12 protein-coding genes are annotated in these 17,983 nt (G+C 68.2%); 10 read left to right on the top strand and 2 right to left on the bottom strand.

The features are described from left to right. The first annotated feature begins 268 nt into the window (after positions 1–268). From QPK29_RS11985 to QPK29_RS12020, 8 genes are all read left to right on the top strand, one after another. Complete coding sequence (locus QPK29_RS11985) at positions 269–2,611, top strand: DUF1631 family protein (RefSeq protein ID WP_371768391.1); 2,343 nt, start codon at positions 269–271, stop codon at positions 2,609–2,611. 30 nt (positions 2,612–2,641) lie between these two features. Continuing rightward, on the top strand, positions 2,642–3,310 hold the full coding sequence (locus tag QPK29_RS11990) for a phosphatase PAP2 family protein (RefSeq protein ID WP_371768392.1): 669 nt from the start codon (positions 2,642–2,644) through the stop codon (positions 3,308–3,310). A 94-nt stretch (positions 3,311–3,404) separates the two neighbouring features. Next, a complete protein-coding gene (gene smc / locus QPK29_RS11995) occupies positions 3,405–6,929 on the top strand; it encodes a chromosome segregation protein SMC (protein WP_371768393.1) in 3,525 nt (1,174 codons plus the stop codon). Further along, entirely contained in the window at positions 6,926–8,104 is a 1,179-nt protein-coding gene (locus QPK29_RS12000; protein ID WP_371768394.1) for a cell division protein ZipA C-terminal FtsZ-binding domain-containing protein, read from the top strand. Before smc ends, QPK29_RS12000 begins: the two co-directional genes overlap by 4 nt. A gap of 7 nt (positions 8,105–8,111) precedes the next feature. Then, positions 8,112–10,460, top strand: a complete 2,349-nt coding sequence (gene ligA, locus QPK29_RS12005) for an NAD-dependent DNA ligase LigA (RefSeq protein WP_371768395.1) — start codon at positions 8,112–8,114, stop codon at positions 10,458–10,460. A gap of 10 nt (positions 10,461–10,470) precedes the next feature. Beyond that, the gene (galU, locus tag QPK29_RS12010; RefSeq protein WP_056135296.1) at positions 10,471–11,361 is read left to right on the top strand and encodes a UTP--glucose-1-phosphate uridylyltransferase GalU; all 891 of its coding nucleotides are present in this window, start codon (positions 10,471–10,473) and stop codon (positions 11,359–11,361) included. After that, positions 11,358–11,894, top strand: coding sequence for a peptide deformylase (gene def, locus QPK29_RS12015; protein WP_056135294.1), 537 nt, complete (start codon positions 11,358–11,360; stop codon positions 11,892–11,894). The genes galU and def overlap by 4 nt, the downstream gene beginning before the upstream one ends. After that, positions 11,891–12,373 carry a hypothetical protein gene (locus QPK29_RS12020; RefSeq protein WP_371768396.1) on the top strand — a complete coding sequence of 161 codons (483 nt, stop codon included), beginning with the start codon at positions 11,891–11,893 and terminating at the stop codon, positions 12,371–12,373. Before def ends, QPK29_RS12020 begins: the two co-directional genes overlap by 4 nt. Here QPK29_RS12020 and QPK29_RS12025 read toward each other — a convergent pair. Together QPK29_RS12025 and QPK29_RS12030 are read right to left on the bottom strand one after the other, a co-directional pair. Next, positions 12,365–14,161 (bottom strand): DUF885 domain-containing protein, encoded by a 1,797-nt coding sequence (locus tag QPK29_RS12025; protein WP_371768397.1) that lies wholly within the window; start codon positions 14,159–14,161, stop codon positions 12,365–12,367. The genes QPK29_RS12020 and QPK29_RS12025 overlap by 9 nt on opposite strands. A gap of 103 nt (positions 14,162–14,264) precedes the next feature. Further along, entirely contained in the window at positions 14,265–15,881 is a 1,617-nt protein-coding gene (locus QPK29_RS12030) for a M28 family peptidase (protein WP_371768398.1), read from the bottom strand. A 173-nt stretch (positions 15,882–16,054) separates the two neighbouring features. Here QPK29_RS12030 and QPK29_RS12035 point away from each other — a divergent pair, with 173 nt between their 5' ends. Then, positions 16,055–16,450: a hypothetical protein gene (locus QPK29_RS12035; protein WP_371768399.1), complete on the top strand. Its 396-nt coding sequence runs from the start codon at positions 16,055–16,057 to the stop codon at positions 16,448–16,450. After that, the gene (locus QPK29_RS12040; protein WP_371768400.1) at positions 16,447–17,907 is read left to right on the top strand and encodes an RAD55 family ATPase; all 1,461 of its coding nucleotides are present in this window, start codon (positions 16,447–16,449) and stop codon (positions 17,905–17,907) included. Before QPK29_RS12035 ends, QPK29_RS12040 begins: the two co-directional genes overlap by 4 nt. Positions 17,908–17,983: the final 76 nt, after the last annotated feature.

Here is a 17,983-nt window from a genome sequence, read left to right on the forward strand (position 1 = left end):
TATTGCAATGATGCGAGCGCGACAATTGAACGGGTATCGGATCATCTCTTGACCACTTGTAGGACTACAGGCATTACGCTAGCAATAATTTTCTCCGATAACACGTATTTTTCATATTATTATTCGCCGGCAACCGCATCTTGCGACGCAACATAGCGTTTTTGGTCGTTCGATGGTCTCTTCAATAGCATAAGTATTTTCCGGGCTGTGGCGCTGGCCGCTCGATTTTCATTGCCACTTGGAAATTATGTGCCACAATAGAAGCACCATGTCTTCCAGCCCCGTCCAGACCCCGGCCGCCCGCAAGGCCGCGTCGTCGCAGCAGGCGACGCTGGATGCGCTCGCCGGTATCGCAGACACCTGGGTCAAGGAGCAACTGACCGCGACGACGGCCCGCATGGCCGCGGCGCTGGGCGACCTGACCCGTCACAATGGCGACCCTCTGGACGTCCAGCGGCGCGTGAAGGCGGCCCGCCTGCTGAAGGACAATGCGTACGCCTTCTTCCACCTGGCATCCGGCGCGATCGCCCTGGCAGTGCGGCGCGAGCTCGACCGCCTGGCGCCGCAGGCCGCGCCGGCGCGCATGACGGCGGCGTCGCTGGACCTCGTGCCGCTGGAAGAGGTCGACAGCCGCCTCGCACTGGGCGCGCTGGCCCATCCCTTCGACATCCGGTACGCCGACCCGCTCGCCACCCTGGCCGTCCGCCTCGGCATGCTGCTCGGACGCGGCGTGCTGCGCGCGGACAGCAATCCCTTCCGTCCCGAAATCTTCCTCGGCGCCATCGACGAGGCGTGGCGTGAATTCGAACCGGAAACGGATGCCCATGGCCTCATTCAGCCCCTGTTGCGGCCGGACATCGTGTTCGACCTCGCCCCGCTGTATGAATCCCTCGTCGCCGCGCTGCGCAAGGAGGGCCAGCCGGGTTCCGTGGACGCCTACCGCATCCAGAAAACGGATGACGGCGCCGCCGCGAAGGCGGCCCGCGCCGGCCAGCGCGCCGCGCTTGCCGAGCAGTTGCGCAAGCTGTTCGGCGACGATGGCGGCGAGGATGGCGTCCCGCTGATTCCCGACCTGCCCACCTTGCCGTCCAGCGGCGGCGGCTGGCGGCCGAGCGGGGCGGGGACGTTTGCGGCGACGCCGGTCAAGGACCCGGCTGCGCAACCGGCGGCCGGCTTCATCGCCCCGTCCGGTGCGGCGGCCCGGCCCGGCGCCGGCTTCGCAGCGGCAACGGGGCAGGCCGAGTCCGGCTGGTCGGCCGCGCTGCAAGGCATGCTGGCGCAAGCCGGCGGCACGGCGCCGCTGCTGGACCTGCTGGCGCGCATCGAGCCGGCGCTGGCGCAAGGAACGCAAGCGGCCGCCACGCCGCAGAACGTGTTCTACCTGCCGCGCCTGAAGCAGAGCCTGCCCCAGGGCAGCCTGCCGCGCCGCGACGAACGTACGCTGGACCTGCTGTCGCGCGTGTTCGAGACCGTGTTGCTGGACGACAGTATCCCGCCGCGCACGCGCGAACTGCTGCAACTCCTGCAGGTGCCCGTGCTGAAGGCCGCGCTGCTCGACAAGAATTTCTTCTTCGAGCAAGACCATCCGGCGCGCCGTCTCGTCGACCTGATGTCGCGCGTCGGCTGGGAGCAGAGAGCCGATGCGGACGACCCGTTGTTCCAGGCGATGCGGCGCAGCGTCGCGCGCGTGGGCGAGGCGCGGCCAGAGGCGTTCGCCAGCGCCGTTGCCGAGCTGGAAGCGGGCATCGCGGCCGACGAGTCGGTCCAGGAAGCCGCGCTCGCCGCACCGGTCGCCAGCGCCCTGAAACGGGAACAGCACGAGGTCGCGGCGCGCCAGGCCCGTGACGCCGTCGCCCTGCGGGTACTGGCCGGCGACGTCGGCGAGGTCGTCAGCGGCTTCCTCGAGCAGCGCTGGACGACCGTGCTGACCTTCGCCTGGACGATCGAGGATGCGCGCCCGGGCGCCGTCGACAACGCCACGCGGGCCATGGACGACCTGATCTGGAGCGTCAAGCCGAAGGCCACGCCGGAGCAGCGCAAGGCCTTGATCGCGCGTCTGCCGCGCCTGCTGCAGACGCTGAACAAGTGGCTCGATGCGATCAAGTGGCAGGACGCCGAGCGCCTGCAATTCTTCGCCCGCCTGGCCGAATACCATGCGGCCATCGTGCGCGCCCCCATCGAGCTGTCGCCCGAGCGCCAGCTGGAATTGGCCGCGCAGGCGGCCCGGCAGGATGCACTGCGCAAGGTCGAGATGGAAAACGCGGCAGCGGAACAGGCGGCGGCGCGGGCGGCCGAGGTGTCCGCCGTCGACGGCCTGGAGCGCGGCATGTGGCTCGAATTCCGTGTCGCCGACGGCGCGCGCAAGGTCAAGTTGGCGTGGGTGAGCCCGCTGCGCACGCTGTTCATCTTCTCCGGGGCGGGGCGGCGCGAAGCGTTCTCGCTGCCGGCCGGCAAGCTGGCCGCCGCCCTGAACGACGGCGGCGCGCGCGTGCTCGCCATCGACGGCGTCGTGGGGCAGGTGCTCTCCGACGCGATGGCGCAGGGGGCCGTCAACGACGCGTCGATCGCGGCGCCCGTCCGTGTTGGTGCGCATCCGGCCGCCGGGTTATAGTCGAGCCGTTCCGATCCCGCATCCCGACACATGCTCTGGTGGTCTCATCTTTCCGCGCTGGGCGGTCTCAACGTCACGGTGCTGCTCGCCGTCGGCGTGGCGGCCTGGCTCGTCGGCGCGCGCTGCTGGCGGCTGGCGCTCGTCTGGTGCGCCGTGTTCGGCGGCGCCATGCTCGTGGCGGCCGCGAGCCAGGTGGCGTTCATCGGCTGGGGCATCGGGATCCGGGCGCTGTCGTTCACCGGCTTTTCCGGCCATGCGGCGCGAGCCGCGGCCGTGTGTCCCGTCGCCTTGTTCCTGCTGGCGGAGCGCGGTTCGCCGCGCCTGCGCCGGGGTGCGGTGGCCGTGGGCGGCCTGCTCGCCGTCACGGTGGCGCTGGCCCGGGTGCAGGTCGGCGCCCATTCCGCCAGCGAAGCCCTGTCCGGTTGCGTGCTCGGCCTGGGGGCGGCCGCGCTGTTCCTCGCGCGCGCCCGCGCCGCGCAGGATTGCTCGCCGCAGCCGCTGCTGCTGGCGCTGCTCGCCGCGACGATCCTGCTGCCGCGCGCCGATCCCGCCTACTCCCACCAGTGGCTGACGGCCGTCGCGCTGAAACTGTCCGGACGCGACCGGGTCTACCTGCGCAACGACTGGCAGCCGGCGCAGGGTCCGTACGTCCCGCCATGCGCCCCGGACCGGCTCCGTTTTGCCGTCCTCTGCACCTGAACCCGCGCGCACGACGGCTAAAACTTGGCCGAAAAGCAAGGCGCAGATGGTATGATGCAGCCTTTATCGACTTCTCCCCCTACCGTAAGCGAACGTGCGTCTATCCTCCATCAAATTGTCGGGATTTAAGTCTTTCGTCGATCCCACCAATTTCCAGGTGCCGGGGCAGCTGGTCGGCGTGGTCGGCCCGAACGGATGCGGCAAATCGAACATCATCGATGCCGTACGGTGGGTGCTGGGCGAATCGAAAGCGTCCGAGCTGCGCGGCGAGTCGATGCAGGACGTGATCTTCAACGGTTCCACCAACCGCAAGCCGGCCGGGCGCGCATCCGTCGAACTCGTGTTCGACAACAGCGCCGGCAAGGCGGCCGGGCAGTGGGGCCAGTACGCCGAGATCGCCGTCAAGCGCACGCTCACGCGCGACGGCACGTCGACCTATTACATCAACGGCCAGCCCGTGCGCCGGCGCGACATCCAGGACATCTTCCTCGGCACGGGCCTGGGGCCCCGCGCCTACGCCATCATCGGCCAGGGCATGATCTCGCGCATCATCGAATCGCGCCCGGAAGAGCTGCGCGTGTTCCTCGAGGAAGCGGCGGGCGTCTCGAAGTACAAGGAGCGCCGGCGCGAGACGGAAAACCGGCTGTCCGACACGCGCGAGAACCTGCTGCGCGTGGAAGACATCCTGCGCGAGCTGAACGCCAACCTGGAAAAGCTGGAAGCGCAGGCCGCCGTCGCCAACCGTTTCCACCAGCTGCAGGCCGACCAGGAAGAGAAGCAGAAACTGCTGTGGCTCCTGCGCCGCAACGAGGCCAGGGCCGAGCAGCTGCGCTGGTTCCAGGAGATGGAGCAGGCGCAGACCGGACTCGAATCCCAGAACGCGCAGCTGCGCCACCTGGAGCTCGAGCTGGAACGCATGCGCCAGGCGCACTACGAGACGGGCGACCGCCTGCACGTGGCGCAGGGCGCGCTGTACCAGACCAATTCCGAGATCGGCAGCCTGGAAGCGCAGATCAAGTTCGTCGTCGAGTCGCGCACGCGCCTGCAGAACCAGATCGGCACGCTCACGGCACAGCGCGAGCAATGGCTGAACCAGGCGGGCGAGACGCAGGAGCAGATCGAGGAAGCGGAGTTCCGCCTGGAAGAACTGGCCGCGCGCGTGGAAGGCGCGCAGATCGCTGCCGAGGCGCAGAACGAACGCTTGCCGGACCTGGAAGCCGCGTGGCGCGAAGCGCAGAACAAGTCGACCGAATCGCGTGCCCGCATCATGCAGATCCAGCAGCGCATCGAGCTGTCGTCCGCGCACCAGCGCAACGCGTCGAACATCCTCGCGAATCTCGCCACGCGGCGCGAGCGCCTGCAGCAGGAGCGCGGTGGGCTGAACCTGCCGGACGCCGGCCACCTCGACAACCTGCGCATGCAGCTGGAAGAAAAGCAGCTGCAGCTGGAAGAACAGAACCTGATGCTGGAAGAGGCCACCAGCCGCCAGGAAGCCGTCGAGCAGGAGCGGCGCGACGCGCATGCGCACGTCCAGCAGGAGACCGCGTCCAACGCCAGGCTGGAAGCGCGCTCGACCGCGCTGCGGCAGCTGCAGGAACGCGTGCAGACGCAAGGTAAAGTCCAGCCGTGGCTGCAGAAGCACGAACTGGATAAACTGCCGCGCCTGTGGCAGAAGCTCGACATCGAGACCGGCTGGGAAACGGCGCTGGAATCCGTGCTGCGCGAGCGCACGGGCGCGCTGGAGGTGTCGAACCTCGACTGGGCGCGCGGCTTCTTCGGCGATGCGCCGCCGGCCCGCCTGGCGCTGTATTCGCCGGCACCGGGCAGCGCGGGCGCGCAGGATCATCACGGCCTGAAGCCGTTCGCGAGCCTCCTCAAGCTGAACGACCCGGGCCTGCGCGGCCTGCTGGACGACTGGCTGACCGGCGTCTACGTGGCCGACGATCCGGGCACCGCGCTCGCGCAGCGAGGGAGACTCCCCCAGGGCGGGTGCTTCGTCACGCCGCAGGGCCATATGGTGACGGCATCGAGTGTGCGGTTCTACGCGGCCGACGCCGAGCAGGACGGCGTGCTCGCACGCCAGCACGAGATCGACAACATCGGCAAGCAGTTGCGCGCGCAGGCGCTGCTGCTGGACGAGGCCCGCACGCGCGCCACGCGCGCCGACGCGGCAGTCTCCGACCTGCAGCGCCGCCTGCAGGAAGGCCGCCAGAAGGTCGCCACGTTGCAGCGCGACGTGCATGCGCTGCAGATCGACGTCGTCAAGCAGGCCGAGGTCGAGGCGCGCTTCAACCAGCGCAGCGGCCAGATCGCGGCGGACCTCGACGAGATCGCCGCGCAGGAAGCGGAGCAGCGCCAGGCGAAGCTTGATGCGGAAGCGCAGTTCGAAGAGCTGGACATGGAACTGGCCGAGCTGCAGGGCGCGCACGAGGATGGCCAGGTCGAGTTCCAGGAACAGGAACGCATCCTCGCCGAAGCGCGCAACCGCCTGCGCGACCTGGAGCGCGCGGCGCAGGAAGCCGTGTTCGCGGAAAAGACGCAGCGCACGCGCATCGAGGAGCTGCGCCGTACGATCGCCACCGCCCAGCAGCAGGCGCAGCAAGTCCTGGAAAGCATCGCCGCCGGCAAGCTGGAACTGGAAGCGCTGGAATCCGGCGCCGCGGCCGAGGGCTTGCAAGGCCTGCTCGCGCGCCGCACGGAACAGGAAAAAGCGCTGGCCGATGCGCGCCACGAACTGGACCAGCTCACGCAGCAGCTGCGCGCGGCGGAAGAAGCGCGCATGGCGGCGGAGCGCGGCCTGCAGCCGCAGCGCGAGCGCATCACCGAGATGCAGCTGAAGGAACAGGCCGCGCGCCTGAACCAGGAACAGTTCGCGGAAGCGCTGGCCGCCACCGGCGCCGACGAGGCGGCGCTGGCGGAAAAACTCGATCCGGAGCTGAAACCGTCCTACCTGCAGGGCGAGGTCACGCGCCTGACGAACGCCATCGCGTCGCTCGGCGCCGTCAACCTCGCGGCGGTGGAAGAGCTGGCGCAGGCGACGGAAAGAAAACGCTTCCTCGACGCGCAGAACAACGACTTGCTGGAGGCGATCGGCACGCTGGAAGGCGCGATCCAGCGGATCGACCGCGAATCGCGCGACCTGCTGCAGGACACGTTCGACCGCGTCAACGAGCATTTCTCGGAACTGTTCCCGATCCTGTTCGGCGGCGGCCAGGCCAAGCTCGTGATGACGGGGGACGAAATCCTCGACTCGGGCGTGCAGGTGATGGCCCAGCCGCCCGGCAAGAAGAACGCGACGATCCATTTGCTGTCCGGCGGCGAGAAGGCGCTGACGGCGACGGCCCTCGTGTTCTCGATGTTCCGTTTGAACCCGGCGCCGTTCTGCCTCCTCGACGAGGTCGACGCGCCGCTGGACGACGCCAATACCGAGCGCTTCTGCCGCATGGTGAAGCGCATGTCGGACCATACCCAATTCCTCTTCATCTCGCACAACAAGATCGCGATGGAGATGGCCAACCAACTGATCGGTGTGACGATGCAGGAGCAGGGCGTGTCGCGCATCGTGGCGGTGGACATGGAGTCCGCCGCGAATTTCGCTACTGAGGCACAAGCAGCATGACAGACTTTCAAATGAGCCTGATCGCGGCCGGCGGCGTCTTCGTCGTCGGCGTCATTAGTTACAACAAGTGGCAGGAGTACAAGGCCCGCAAGAGCGTCGAGCGCGCGTTTTCGCACGACCACGACGACGTGCTGATGAAGGGCGGCGCGAGCGAGCGCGCGGAACCGCACGTCCAGCGTCACGAGCCCGTGCTGGACGGCGCCCCCGTGCCGGATCACGACGTGCTGATCGAGCCGGGCATCGTCGCCGAGCCGTTCCAGCACGCCGCGCCGGGCCCCACGCCCGCCGCCGCGCCGGTGCCCGCGGCCGCGGCTGCGCTCGATCCGGCCGCCGAGCTGCCGGCCGTGAAGCCGGACACGCCGCCCGCGCAACTGGCCGAGAACCTCGTCGACCCGCTGATCGACTGCCTGATCCCGCTGAATTCGGAAGGCCCGCTGCGCGGCGACCGCATCCTGCCCGCGCTGCTCAAACTGCGCCGCGTCGGCAACAAGCCCGTGCACTTCGTCGGCCTCGCGGTGAACGGCGACTGGGAACCGATCGTGCACGGCGGCGTGTACACGAAGCTGCAGGCCGGCGTCCAGCTGGCCACGCGCACGACCGCGCTGAACGAGCTGGAATACTCGGAGATGGTCACGCGCCTGCGCGCCGTCGCCGACGAGATTCAAGCAGAGCCGGAAGTGCCGGACATGATCGAAGTGATGAGCGAAGCGAAGACCTTGCACCGCTTCGTCGCGGGCCACGATGCGCAACTCGGCGTGAACCTCGCGTCCAAAGGCGCGCCGTGGGCGATGGCCACGTTGATCGGCGCGCTGGAAAACGCCGGCTTCGACGTCCGCCCGGACGGCAAGTTCGTCATGCTGGATAAAGAGGAGGGCGGCGGCACCCTGTTCACGCTGTCCACGAACGTCACGCTCGGCGCCGACACGACGTCGCGCCTGACCCTGCTGCTGGACGTGCCGTGCGTGCCTCCGGCCCGCGACGGTTTCGGCAAGATGGTCGCCTGCGCCAAGGACCTCGAGCAGCGCCTGATTGCGGCCATCGTCGACGACTTCGACCAGCCGCTGACGGATGCGGCGCTGGAAGAGATCGCGGGCCAGGTGCGCGAGTTCTACCAGGAGATGGACGCGGCCGACATCGCAGCCGGTTCCACCCGCGCGCTGCGCCTGTTCAGCTGAGGTGACGATGAGCGAGAATGCGCTGGAACGGATGGCGTGGCTCGTCAAGGAGCTGAACCACCACATCTACAACTACCACGTGCTCGACGCGCCGACGATTCCCGACGCCGAATACGACAAGCTGTTCCGCGAACTGCAGGCGCTGGAAACGCAGCATCCCGAAGCCGTGTCGGTGGATTCGCCGACGTCGCGCGTGGGCGCCGCGCCGATCCCCGAGTTCAAGCAGGTCACGCATGCCGTGCCCATGCTGTCGCTGAACAACGGCTTTTCCGATGAAGACATCGACAACTTCGACCGCCGCGTGCGCGATGGCCTCGGCCGTGCGCAGGTGCAGTATGCGGCCGAGCTGAAATTCGACGGCCTCGCGATGAGCCTGCGCTACGAGAACGGCGTGTTCGTGCAGGCCGCCACGCGCGGCGACGGCTACACGGGCGAGGACGTCACCGCCAACATCCGCACCGTGAAGGTGATCCCGCTGCGCCTCCGTGGCGACGATATTCCGGCCGTGCTGGAAGTGCGCGGCGAAGTCCTGATGTTCAAGGAAGACTTCGAACGCCTGAACCAGCGCCAGCGCGACGCGGGCCAGAAGGAATTCGCGAATCCGCGCAACGCGGCCGCGGGCAGCCTGCGCCAGCTCGATGCGCGCATCACGGCGCAGCGCCGCCTGCGCTTCTTCGCCTATGGCATCGGCCTGCTCGAAGGCGCGCCGCTGCCGGAATCGCATTCGAAGGCACTGGACTGGCTCGACCAGCTTGGTCTTCCCGTGGCGAAGGAACGCGCGGTGGTCACCGGATGCGAAGGCCTGCTGGGCTACTTCCACGACATCGGCGCGCGCCGCAAGTCGCTGCCGTACGAGATCGACGGCGTCGTCTACAAGGTCGACCGCCTGGCGGACCAGCGCGAGCTGGGCTTCGTGTCGCGCGCGCCCCGTTTCGCGCTCGCCCATAAATTCCCGGCCGAGGAAGCGCTGACGACGGTGTCCGCCATCGACGTGCAGGTAGGCCGCACGGGCGCGATCACGCCCGTGGCGCGCCTCGTGCCCGTCTCGGTCGGCGGCGTGACCGTCACGAATGCCACGCTACACAACGAGGACGAGGTGCGGCGCAAGGACGTGCGCGTGGGCGACACGGTCGTCGTGCGCCGCGCGGGCGACGTCATCCCCGAGGTGCTGTCCGTCGTGCTGGAGCGCCGCCCCACGCCGGTGCCGCCCGTGTACGAACTGCCGAAGAGGTGCCCCGTGTGCGGCTCGCACGTCGTGCGCGAAGAGGGCGAGGCCATCGCGCGCTGCTCCGGCGGCCTGACGTGCGCCGCGCAGCGCAAGGAGGCGATCCGCCATTTCGCGGGTCGCCGCATGATGGACATCGAGGGCCTGGGCGACCGCTACATCGACAGCCTCGTCGAAGCGAACCTGATCCACGGCGTGGCGGACCTGTATCGCCTCACCCTGGACGACCTGCTCAAGATGAAACGCCTCGCCGATGAACGCGACGGCACGACGCCGGAGACGGTCAAGCAGGGCAAGGTCGCGACGAAGTGGGCGGACAACCTGCTGGCCGCCATCGCCGCCAGCAAGCACCCGCCGCTGGAGCGGCTGCTGTTCGCGCTGGGAATCCGCCATGTGGGCGAGTCGACGGCCAAGACGCTGGCCGACTGGCTCGGCAGCCTGGCGCTGGTGCGGCGCGCGCCGGCCCCTCTGCTGCGCGTGCTGCCCGACATCGGCGGCACGGTCGCGGAAGCGATCGCCGACTTCTTCGCGGAAGAGAAGAACCAGCAGGCGCTGAACGACCTGCTGGCGGCGGGCGTCGCGCCGCAGGGCGAGCATGCGCCGCGCGCGCAGCTGCGCGAAAAGCTGGACGACGTGGGCCTGCTGGCCGCGCTCGGGATCCCGAAACTGACGGAGCCGCGCGCACGCCAGCTGCTGGCCGACGGCCGCACCCTGGACGACCTCGCGCACCTGAAGATCTTCAGCGTGTTCGGCTTGCCGGAAGGCGTCGTCACGGCGCTGGAGCAGTGGATGGCGGTGCCGGGCAACCGCGCCATGCTGGCCGCGCTGGCCGCGCTGCGCACCGAGCTGCTGGCGCAGTTGCCGCAGGATGCCGTCGACGCGGCCGGTCCGCTGAGCGGCAAGACCTTCGTGCTGACGGGCACCCTGCCGACGATGTCGCGCGATGCCGCGGGCGCGCTGATCGAACAGGCGGGCGGCAAGGTGTCCGGCTCGGTATCGAAAAAGACCTCGTACGTCGTCGCCGGTGCGGAAGCGGGCAGCAAGCTGGAAAAGGCCGAGCAGCTCGGCGTGACCGTGCTGGACGAGGCGGGCCTGCTGGCCCTGCTGGGTGCACAGAATTCAATAAAATAGGAGCTTCACAATGACCGCAATCAAGAAAGCCGTATTCCCGGTCGCTGGCCTCGGTAGCCGCTTCCTGCCGGCCACCAAGGCCCAGCCAAAGGAAATGCTGCCCATCGTCGACAAGCCGCTGATCCAGTACGCGGTCGAGGAAGCGGTGGCCGCCGGCATCACGGAACTGGTGTTCATCACCGGCCGCAACAAGCGCGCCATCGAAGACCATTTCGACAAGGCCTACGAGCTGGAATCGGAGCTGGAAGCGGCCGGCAAGAAGGAACTGCTGAAGCTCGTGCAGCAGGTCATTCCGAAGAACGTCAACTGCATCTACATCCGCCAGCCCGCCGCGCTGGGCCTGGGCCACGCCGTGCTGTGCGCCCGTCCCGTGATCGGCAACGAGCCGTTCGCCGTGCTGCTCGCGGACGACTTCATGGACACGGCCGAAGGCCACAAGCCGGTGCTGGCGCAGATGACTGACCTGTATGGCTACGAGAAGTGCAGCGTGCTCGCCGTGCAGGACGTGCCGCGCGCAAACACGCGCCAGTACGGCATCGTCAGCGCGCGCGCCTACCGTCCGGACCTGGAACTGGTCTCCGGCATCGTCGAGAAACCGAAGCCCGAGGACGCGCCGTCGACCCTGGCCGTCGTGGGGCGCTACGTGCTGTCCGGCGCCATCTTCGAACACCTGGAAAACCTGGGTACCGGTGCCGGCGGCGAGATCCAGCTGACCGACGGCATCGCGTCGCTGATGTCGCGCGAACGCGTGCTCGCGTACCGCTATGCCGGCACGCGCTACGACTGCGGCTCCAAGCTGGGCTACCTGAAGGCGACGGCCGCCATCGGCATGAAGCACCCGGAGACGGCCGAGGGCTACCGCGAATTCCTCACGCACCTGTGCGCGGACCTGCCGAAATGACGATCCGCGAGATCCTCAAGATGGGCGACCCGCGCCTGCTGCGCGTGGCGGAGCCCGTGCGCGGGTTCGACACGCCCGAGCTGCACGCGCTGGTCCGGGACATGTTCGAGACAATGCACGCCGTCGACGGCGCCGGCCTGGCCGCGCCGCAGATCGGCGTCAACCTGCAGCTGGTGATCTTCGGCTTCGGCAAGAACCAGCGCTACCCGGATGCGCCCGCCGTGCCGGAGACGGTGCTGATCAACCCGGTGCTCAAGCCTCTGTCGGAAGAGATGGAAGAGGGTGTCGAAGGCTGTCTGTCCGTGCCGGGCCTGCGCGGCAGCGTGCCGCGCTACACGCGCCTGCATTACGAGGGCGTCGACCAGTACGGCAACCCGATCAGCCGCGACGTCGACGGCTTTCATGCGCGCGTCGTGCAGCACGAAGTGGATCACCTGCTGGGCATCCTGTACCCGATGCGGATCCGCGACTTCACCCGCTTCGGCTTCACGGAAGTGATGTTCCCCGATCTCGATCCGAAGGCCGACGATTGAAGCCGCACACTCTTTTCGCCTTGCTGGCGTTGCTCGGCACCGGCGCGCACGCCGACGACCTGTTCACGAAGATCGACGCCGACCCGAAGAGCGAGCTGTGGATCGACAGCGGCTTCGCGACCTACCACTTCGACCGCGACAAGAACCTCAACGGCGGCAACCGCGGCGTCGGCGTCGAATACCGCTTCTCCGGCACGATGGCGGCCGCCGCCGGGCGCTTCGTCAACAGCGACCGCTATTACTCGAACTACGCGGGCGTGCTCTGGCAGCCGTATGCGCTGGGCCCCGTGCGCCTCGGCGCGGCGATCGCGCTGTTCGACGGGTATCCGAAGATGCGCGACCGCGGCTGGTTCCCGGCCGTCGTGCCCACGTTCACGTACGAGTATAGACGCGTGGGCGTGAATGTCGGCGTGATCCCGTCGTACAAGGATCGCCTGTACGGCGGCATCTCGGTGCAGCTGAAGGTCGAATTATTTTGATGCCGGCCGCTTGACGTTTTCATACGGCGACTTCCCGCCGTCCGCGATGAACGTATCGATCCGCGCCTTCAGCACGGGCAGCGGCACGGCCCCGAGCTGCAGCACCGTGTCGTGGAACGCGCGGATGTCGAACCTGTCGCCCAGCGCCGCCTCGGCCTTCCGGCGTGATTCGACGATCGCCATCTCGCCCAGGTAGTACGACAGCGCCTGCCCCGGCCAGGAGATGTAGCGGTCGACCTCCGTCTCGATCTCGTGGTCGGACAGCGCCGTGTTGTCGTGCATGTAGGCCTGCGCCTGTTCGCGCGTCCAGCCCAGCGCGTGGATGCCCGTGTCGACGACGAGGCGGCTCGCGCGCCAGGCCTGGTAGCTCAGCATGCCGAACGTTTCGTAAGGCGTCTCGTACATCCCCATCTCGCTGCCCAGGCGCTCGCAATACAGCGCCCAGCCTTCGCCATATGCGGAAATGTAGGCGCGGCGGAACGGCGGCACGCCCTGCTGTTCCAGCGCCACCGGCATCTGGAACGCGTGGCCCGGCGCCGATTCGTGCAGGGTCAGCGCGGGGAGGCTGTACAGCGCGCGCGCCGGCAGGTTGTACGTGTTGACGAGGTAGATGCCCGGACCGCCGCGCGCCGACGTGTAGTACGGCGCCTGGTCCGGCGGGACCGGCACGATGGCGAAGCGGCGGCGCGGCAGGTAGCCGAAGTACTGGTCGGCCTTGCCGTCGAATTTCTTGGAAATCCACGCGGCGCGCATCAGCAGTTCTTCCGGCGTCTTCGCGTAGAACTGCGGGTCGCTGCGCAGGAAAGCGAGGAAGGCGGGCAGGTCGCCCTTGAACCCCGCCTTGACCATCGTCTGCTGCATGTCGGCGCGGATCTTCGCCATCTCGGACAGCCCGATCTGGTGGATCTGCTGCGCCGTCATGTCCGTGGTCGTGTACTCGGCGATCTTCGACTGGTAATACGCCTTCCCGTCCGGCAGGCGCTCGGCGGCGAGCGTCGTGCGCGCCTTCGGCACGTACTCGTCGCGGAAGAACTGCAGGGCTTGCGCGTACGCGGGCTTCACGGCACTGCCGATCAGCGCGATGCCCTGCGCGCGCAGGCGCGCCTGCTCGTCCATCGAAATCGTCGCCGGCATCTCCTTGAACGGCGTGTACCACACCGTGTCTTCCGGCGCCTTCGCGTTCACGATATTGAGGAGCGGCGCGTCGCGCCCGGCCAGCGTCACCTGCGGCGGCGTGAACCCGCGCGCGAGACCGGCGCGCATATTGTCCAGTTCCTGGCCGAAGTAGCGGGGCAGGTCGGCCAACTGGGCGAGGTAGGCGCGGTATTCTTCCGCGCTCTTCAGCGGGCGGCGCGCGATGTAGGCGATGTCGGACCAGAACGCGCTGTCCGCATTCACGGGCTGCTCGTATTCGCGGAAGCGCTGCGCCGCGACGAACGCGGCGATCTGCGCGCGGTACACGGCATGGTTGATCTGCTCGGCGCGCGAGAGGTCCGCCGCGCGGATGCCGTCCAGCTGGCGCAGCACGCCTTCCCACATCGCCAGGCGCGCGGCCTGCGTGCGCGCGTCGACCTTCGGCAGCGCGTCGCGGACGTCGCGCGGCTCGTCCTCGTCCCACGCGAGCCGCTGCTTGACACGCCACTGCCACTCCGCCTTGTAGATGGCCTGGAAACGCGCGTCGGCCTTTGCGGCCGCCTTGGCGGCAACGGGCGCGGCGAGGGCGTCGACAGGCGCGAACTGCGCGGACAGGGCGAGGGAAAGGGCGGCGGCGAGCAAGGTCTGCTTCATGGTGGTCCTGTGGTCGAGGTGTCGTGAGCGAGGCAGGGTATTGCCTCGACTCACGATATTACCCGCCGGACCGGGCCGAAGCCAGTCGCATTTTGGTAACCCTTCAACGCTTGACTTTGCCGTACGCCTCGCCCGCCTTCCAGGTCGGCATCGTCGGCGCATTCGCGACCGCATAGCCGAGATTCAGGGTGAACTGCGCCTGCTGCACCATGCCGGACAAATCCCAGGACGGGTCGTACTGGTCGCTGACCTGGTGGTAGTCCTTGGTGAATGCGCGCATCTTCGCGCCTTCCGCGGACTGGTCATGCTCGAAGTCGAAATGGCCGTCGCCGGAGAACACGGCCGAGCCGACGTTGAACGCGGGGACACCGGCCTTGGCGAAGTTGAAGTGGTCAGCGCGGAAGTAGGCGCCGCCGAGGTCCGGCACCGGTGCGGCCAGGCCCAGGCCCATCGCCTTCGCGACCGTGGCGGACGTCGCGTACAGCGAGCTGCGTTCGGCGCCGGCCACGCCCATGTCGCGCGTGCGGCCGACGAAGTTCATGCTGTCCAGGTTCAGGTCCGCGGCCGTCTTTGCCAGCGGCCACACGGGATGGCGCACATACGCCAGGCTGCCCAGCAGGCCTTGTTCTTCCGCGCAGGGCCACAGGAAGATCTGCGTGCGCCTGGCCGGACGCTTGACGGCGGCCTGCGCCATCGCGAGCAGGGCGGCCGTGCCGGAGCCGTTGTCGATGGCGCCGTTCCAGATGTGGTCCGGCTTGCCGTTGTCCGGATCGATCCCCAGGTGGTCCCAGTGCGCGGAATAGATCACGGCCTGGTCGCGCAGCTTCGGATCGGTGCCGGGCACGACGCCGGCCACGTTGTACTCGACGACGGTGCGCACGGCACTCTTCACGTCGGCCTCGACGCTGGCCGCGAGCGGCACCGGCCTGAAGCCGCGCACCTCGGCCGCGGCGCGCAGGCGGTCGAGGTCCTGGCCGCTGGCCGCGAGGAGCGTCCGCGCCATGTCTTCGCTGATCCAGCCCTGCAGCGCGTTGCCTTTGCCCGCCAGGTGGAACTGCTCGTGCGAGAAGCTGTTGGCGGGGACGCTCCACGGATACGACGCGGACGGCGTCGTGTGGATCAGCAGGATGCCCGCCGCGCCCTGGCGCACGGCTTCCTCGAACTTGTACGTCCAGCGGCCGTACCACGTGAGCGACTTGCCGCCGAAGCGGTCCGGCTCCGCGCCGGTCGGCTGCGGATCGTTGACCATCGCGACGAGCACCTTGCCCTTCACGTCGGCGCCGAGGAAATCGTTCCAGCGTTCGTCGGGCGCGTCGATGCCGTAGCCGACGAACACGAGGGGCGCCGACACGCGCGTGGCCGCGTTGCCGTTGGCGTTGCCGAACACCACGTCCTGGCCGAACGTGGCCAGCAGCACGCGGCCGCCGGCCACGAAGCGCAGCTGGCTGGCGGGCAGCGTCTTCTGGCCGATCAGTTCGACCTTCTGGCGGTAGCCGCCGTCCGCCAGCGGCTTCAGGCCCAGCACGGCGGCCTGGGTCTCGAGGTAGCGCACGGTCAGTTCGCCGCCGCGCTGGCCCGTGCCGCGGCCTTCCAGCAGGTCGTCGGCGAGAAAGGACAGGTGGGCGCGCAGCGGCGCCTCGGCCACGGGCGGGGCGGACTGGGCATGCGCGGCGCCTGCGGCGGCGAGGAGCAAGGAAGCGGCACTGGTACGGAAAAGCATGGTGAACGGCTCATGATCGATACAAAGCGCGATGGTAGCACCGGGCGTCGCACGTTGTCCGTATTGACACTCTATTAAAAAAATTAACCATGCATTCGCGTTATAATCGGTAGAACGGACGTGCCAAGCCGAGGCCACGCCGCATGGCATGACAACCCCGACACCACCCCTGCATGGATAAAGACGAAAACAGAGCGCAACCGGCTCCCGCCGATCATGCCGCGCCGCTGATGCGGCCCTGGTCGCGCCTGGGCCGGCAGTTGGTGCCGCTGATTGGCGAAGGCGGTTTCGTCGCGTTGTTCACGCGCTCGGCGCGGCTGCTGGCGCCGCCGCGGGCGTGGCTCAGCGTCGACGCCACGCGCCGCACGAGCACGCTGCTGCTGACCGCTCTCGAGCAAGACCTGGCGGCGGCGGACCCCCGGGAAGCGGCCGCGACACACGATGAATTGATGGGTCTGTTCGTGCGGCAGCTGGGGACCCTCATCGGCCCCGCGTTGACGGCACGGCTGCTGTCCGAAACCGGTGCGGACGGCACGCCGCAAAAGAATCAGGAGGAGCACAAGCAATGAGCGGAAAAGTAACCCTGGAGAAACTGAGCACCGGTGTGCCAGGGCTCGATGTGCTTCTGGGCGGCGGCCTGACCGAGTTTTCGTTCACGCTGATCGCGGGTGCGCCCGGCAGCGGCAAGACGACGCTCGCGCACCAGATCATGTTTGCGCTCGCGAGCGAACAGCGGCGCGCGCTGTTCTTCACGGTGCTGGGCGAACCGCCGCTGAAGATGCTGCGCTACCAGCAGCAGTTCTCGTTCTTCGACATGGACAAAGTCGGACCCGCCGTCCGCTACGTCAACCTGGCCGACGACCTGCGCGCCGGCGATTTCAGCGGCGTGCTGGAACGGATCATGCGCGAAGTGGAGGATTTCGGCCCGAGCCTCGTGTTCGTCGATTCGTTCCGCTCCGTCGTGCAGACGGCGCGCAGCGGCAACGAGGGCCTGTGGGACCTGCAGCACTTCATCCAGGAGCTGGGCTCGCGCATGGCCACGTGGCAGGCGACCACGTTCCTGATCGGCGAATACAGCCAGGCCGACGTCGAGGCCAACCCGATCATCACGGTGGCCGACGGCATGATCGCGCTGTCGCACAACCTGGACGAGGACGCGGTGGTGCGCAAGATCCGCATCATCAAGATGCGCGGCCAGGCCCACATGGCGGGCGCGCACACCTTGCGCATCACGGACGACGGTATCCGCGTCTATCCGCGCCTGCTCACGCCGCAGCCCGATGCCTACCTGACCATCGCCGCCGATCCGGCCCGCATTCCGACCGGCGTCGCGGGCCTGGACGACCTGCTGCACGGCGGCCTGCCGCAGGGCCACACGATGCTCGTCTCCGGCCCCACAGGGATCGGCAAGACGATCCTCGGGACGCGCTTCCTGCAGGCCGGGGCGGAGCAGGGCGAGAAAGGCGTCGCCGTGTTCTTCGAAAAACACACGGCGCGCCTGCACAACGCGGAACTGGTCAAGATGGTGCAGGGCGGCCAGGTGACGGTGCTGCAATCGCTGTCGCTGTCGCTCACGGTCGAGGAATTGCTGGACCAGCTGACGGAGGCGATCGACCGCACGGGCGCGACGCGCGTCGTGATCGATTCGCTGTCGGAGATCGGCCTGTACCTCGCGCCGGAATTCCGCTACGACCTGCGCGTGTCCGTGCTGCGCACGCTGTCGCTGCTGGCGCGGCGCGGTGTCACCGCCCTCATTACCGTCGGCTACGAGGACAACACGCCGAACTGGCGCTTCTCGATCGACAACCTGTGCTTCCTGGCCGACGCGGTGCTGTCGATGCGCTTCGCCGAAATCGAGGGACACATCTGCAAGTTCATGACGGTGGTGAAGGTGCGCGGCACGGACCACAGCAACGAGCTGCGCGAATACCGCATCACCGACAAGGGCATCGAGGTCGATCCGCATGCGACGGAACTCGATGCCCTGATGTCGGGCTTTCCGACGCGGCGCCCGCCGCACAACTGAGGACGACGATGGGAACGTACCAGCAACAGCCCCCTGTTTCGGAACAGCGTTCCCTGCAAGCACTCTCGCACCCGAG

The organism is Massilia orientalis (assembly GCF_030411975.2).
In the GTDB taxonomy this organism is placed as follows: domain Bacteria; phylum Pseudomonadota; class Gammaproteobacteria; order Burkholderiales; family Burkholderiaceae_D; genus Telluria; species Telluria orientalis.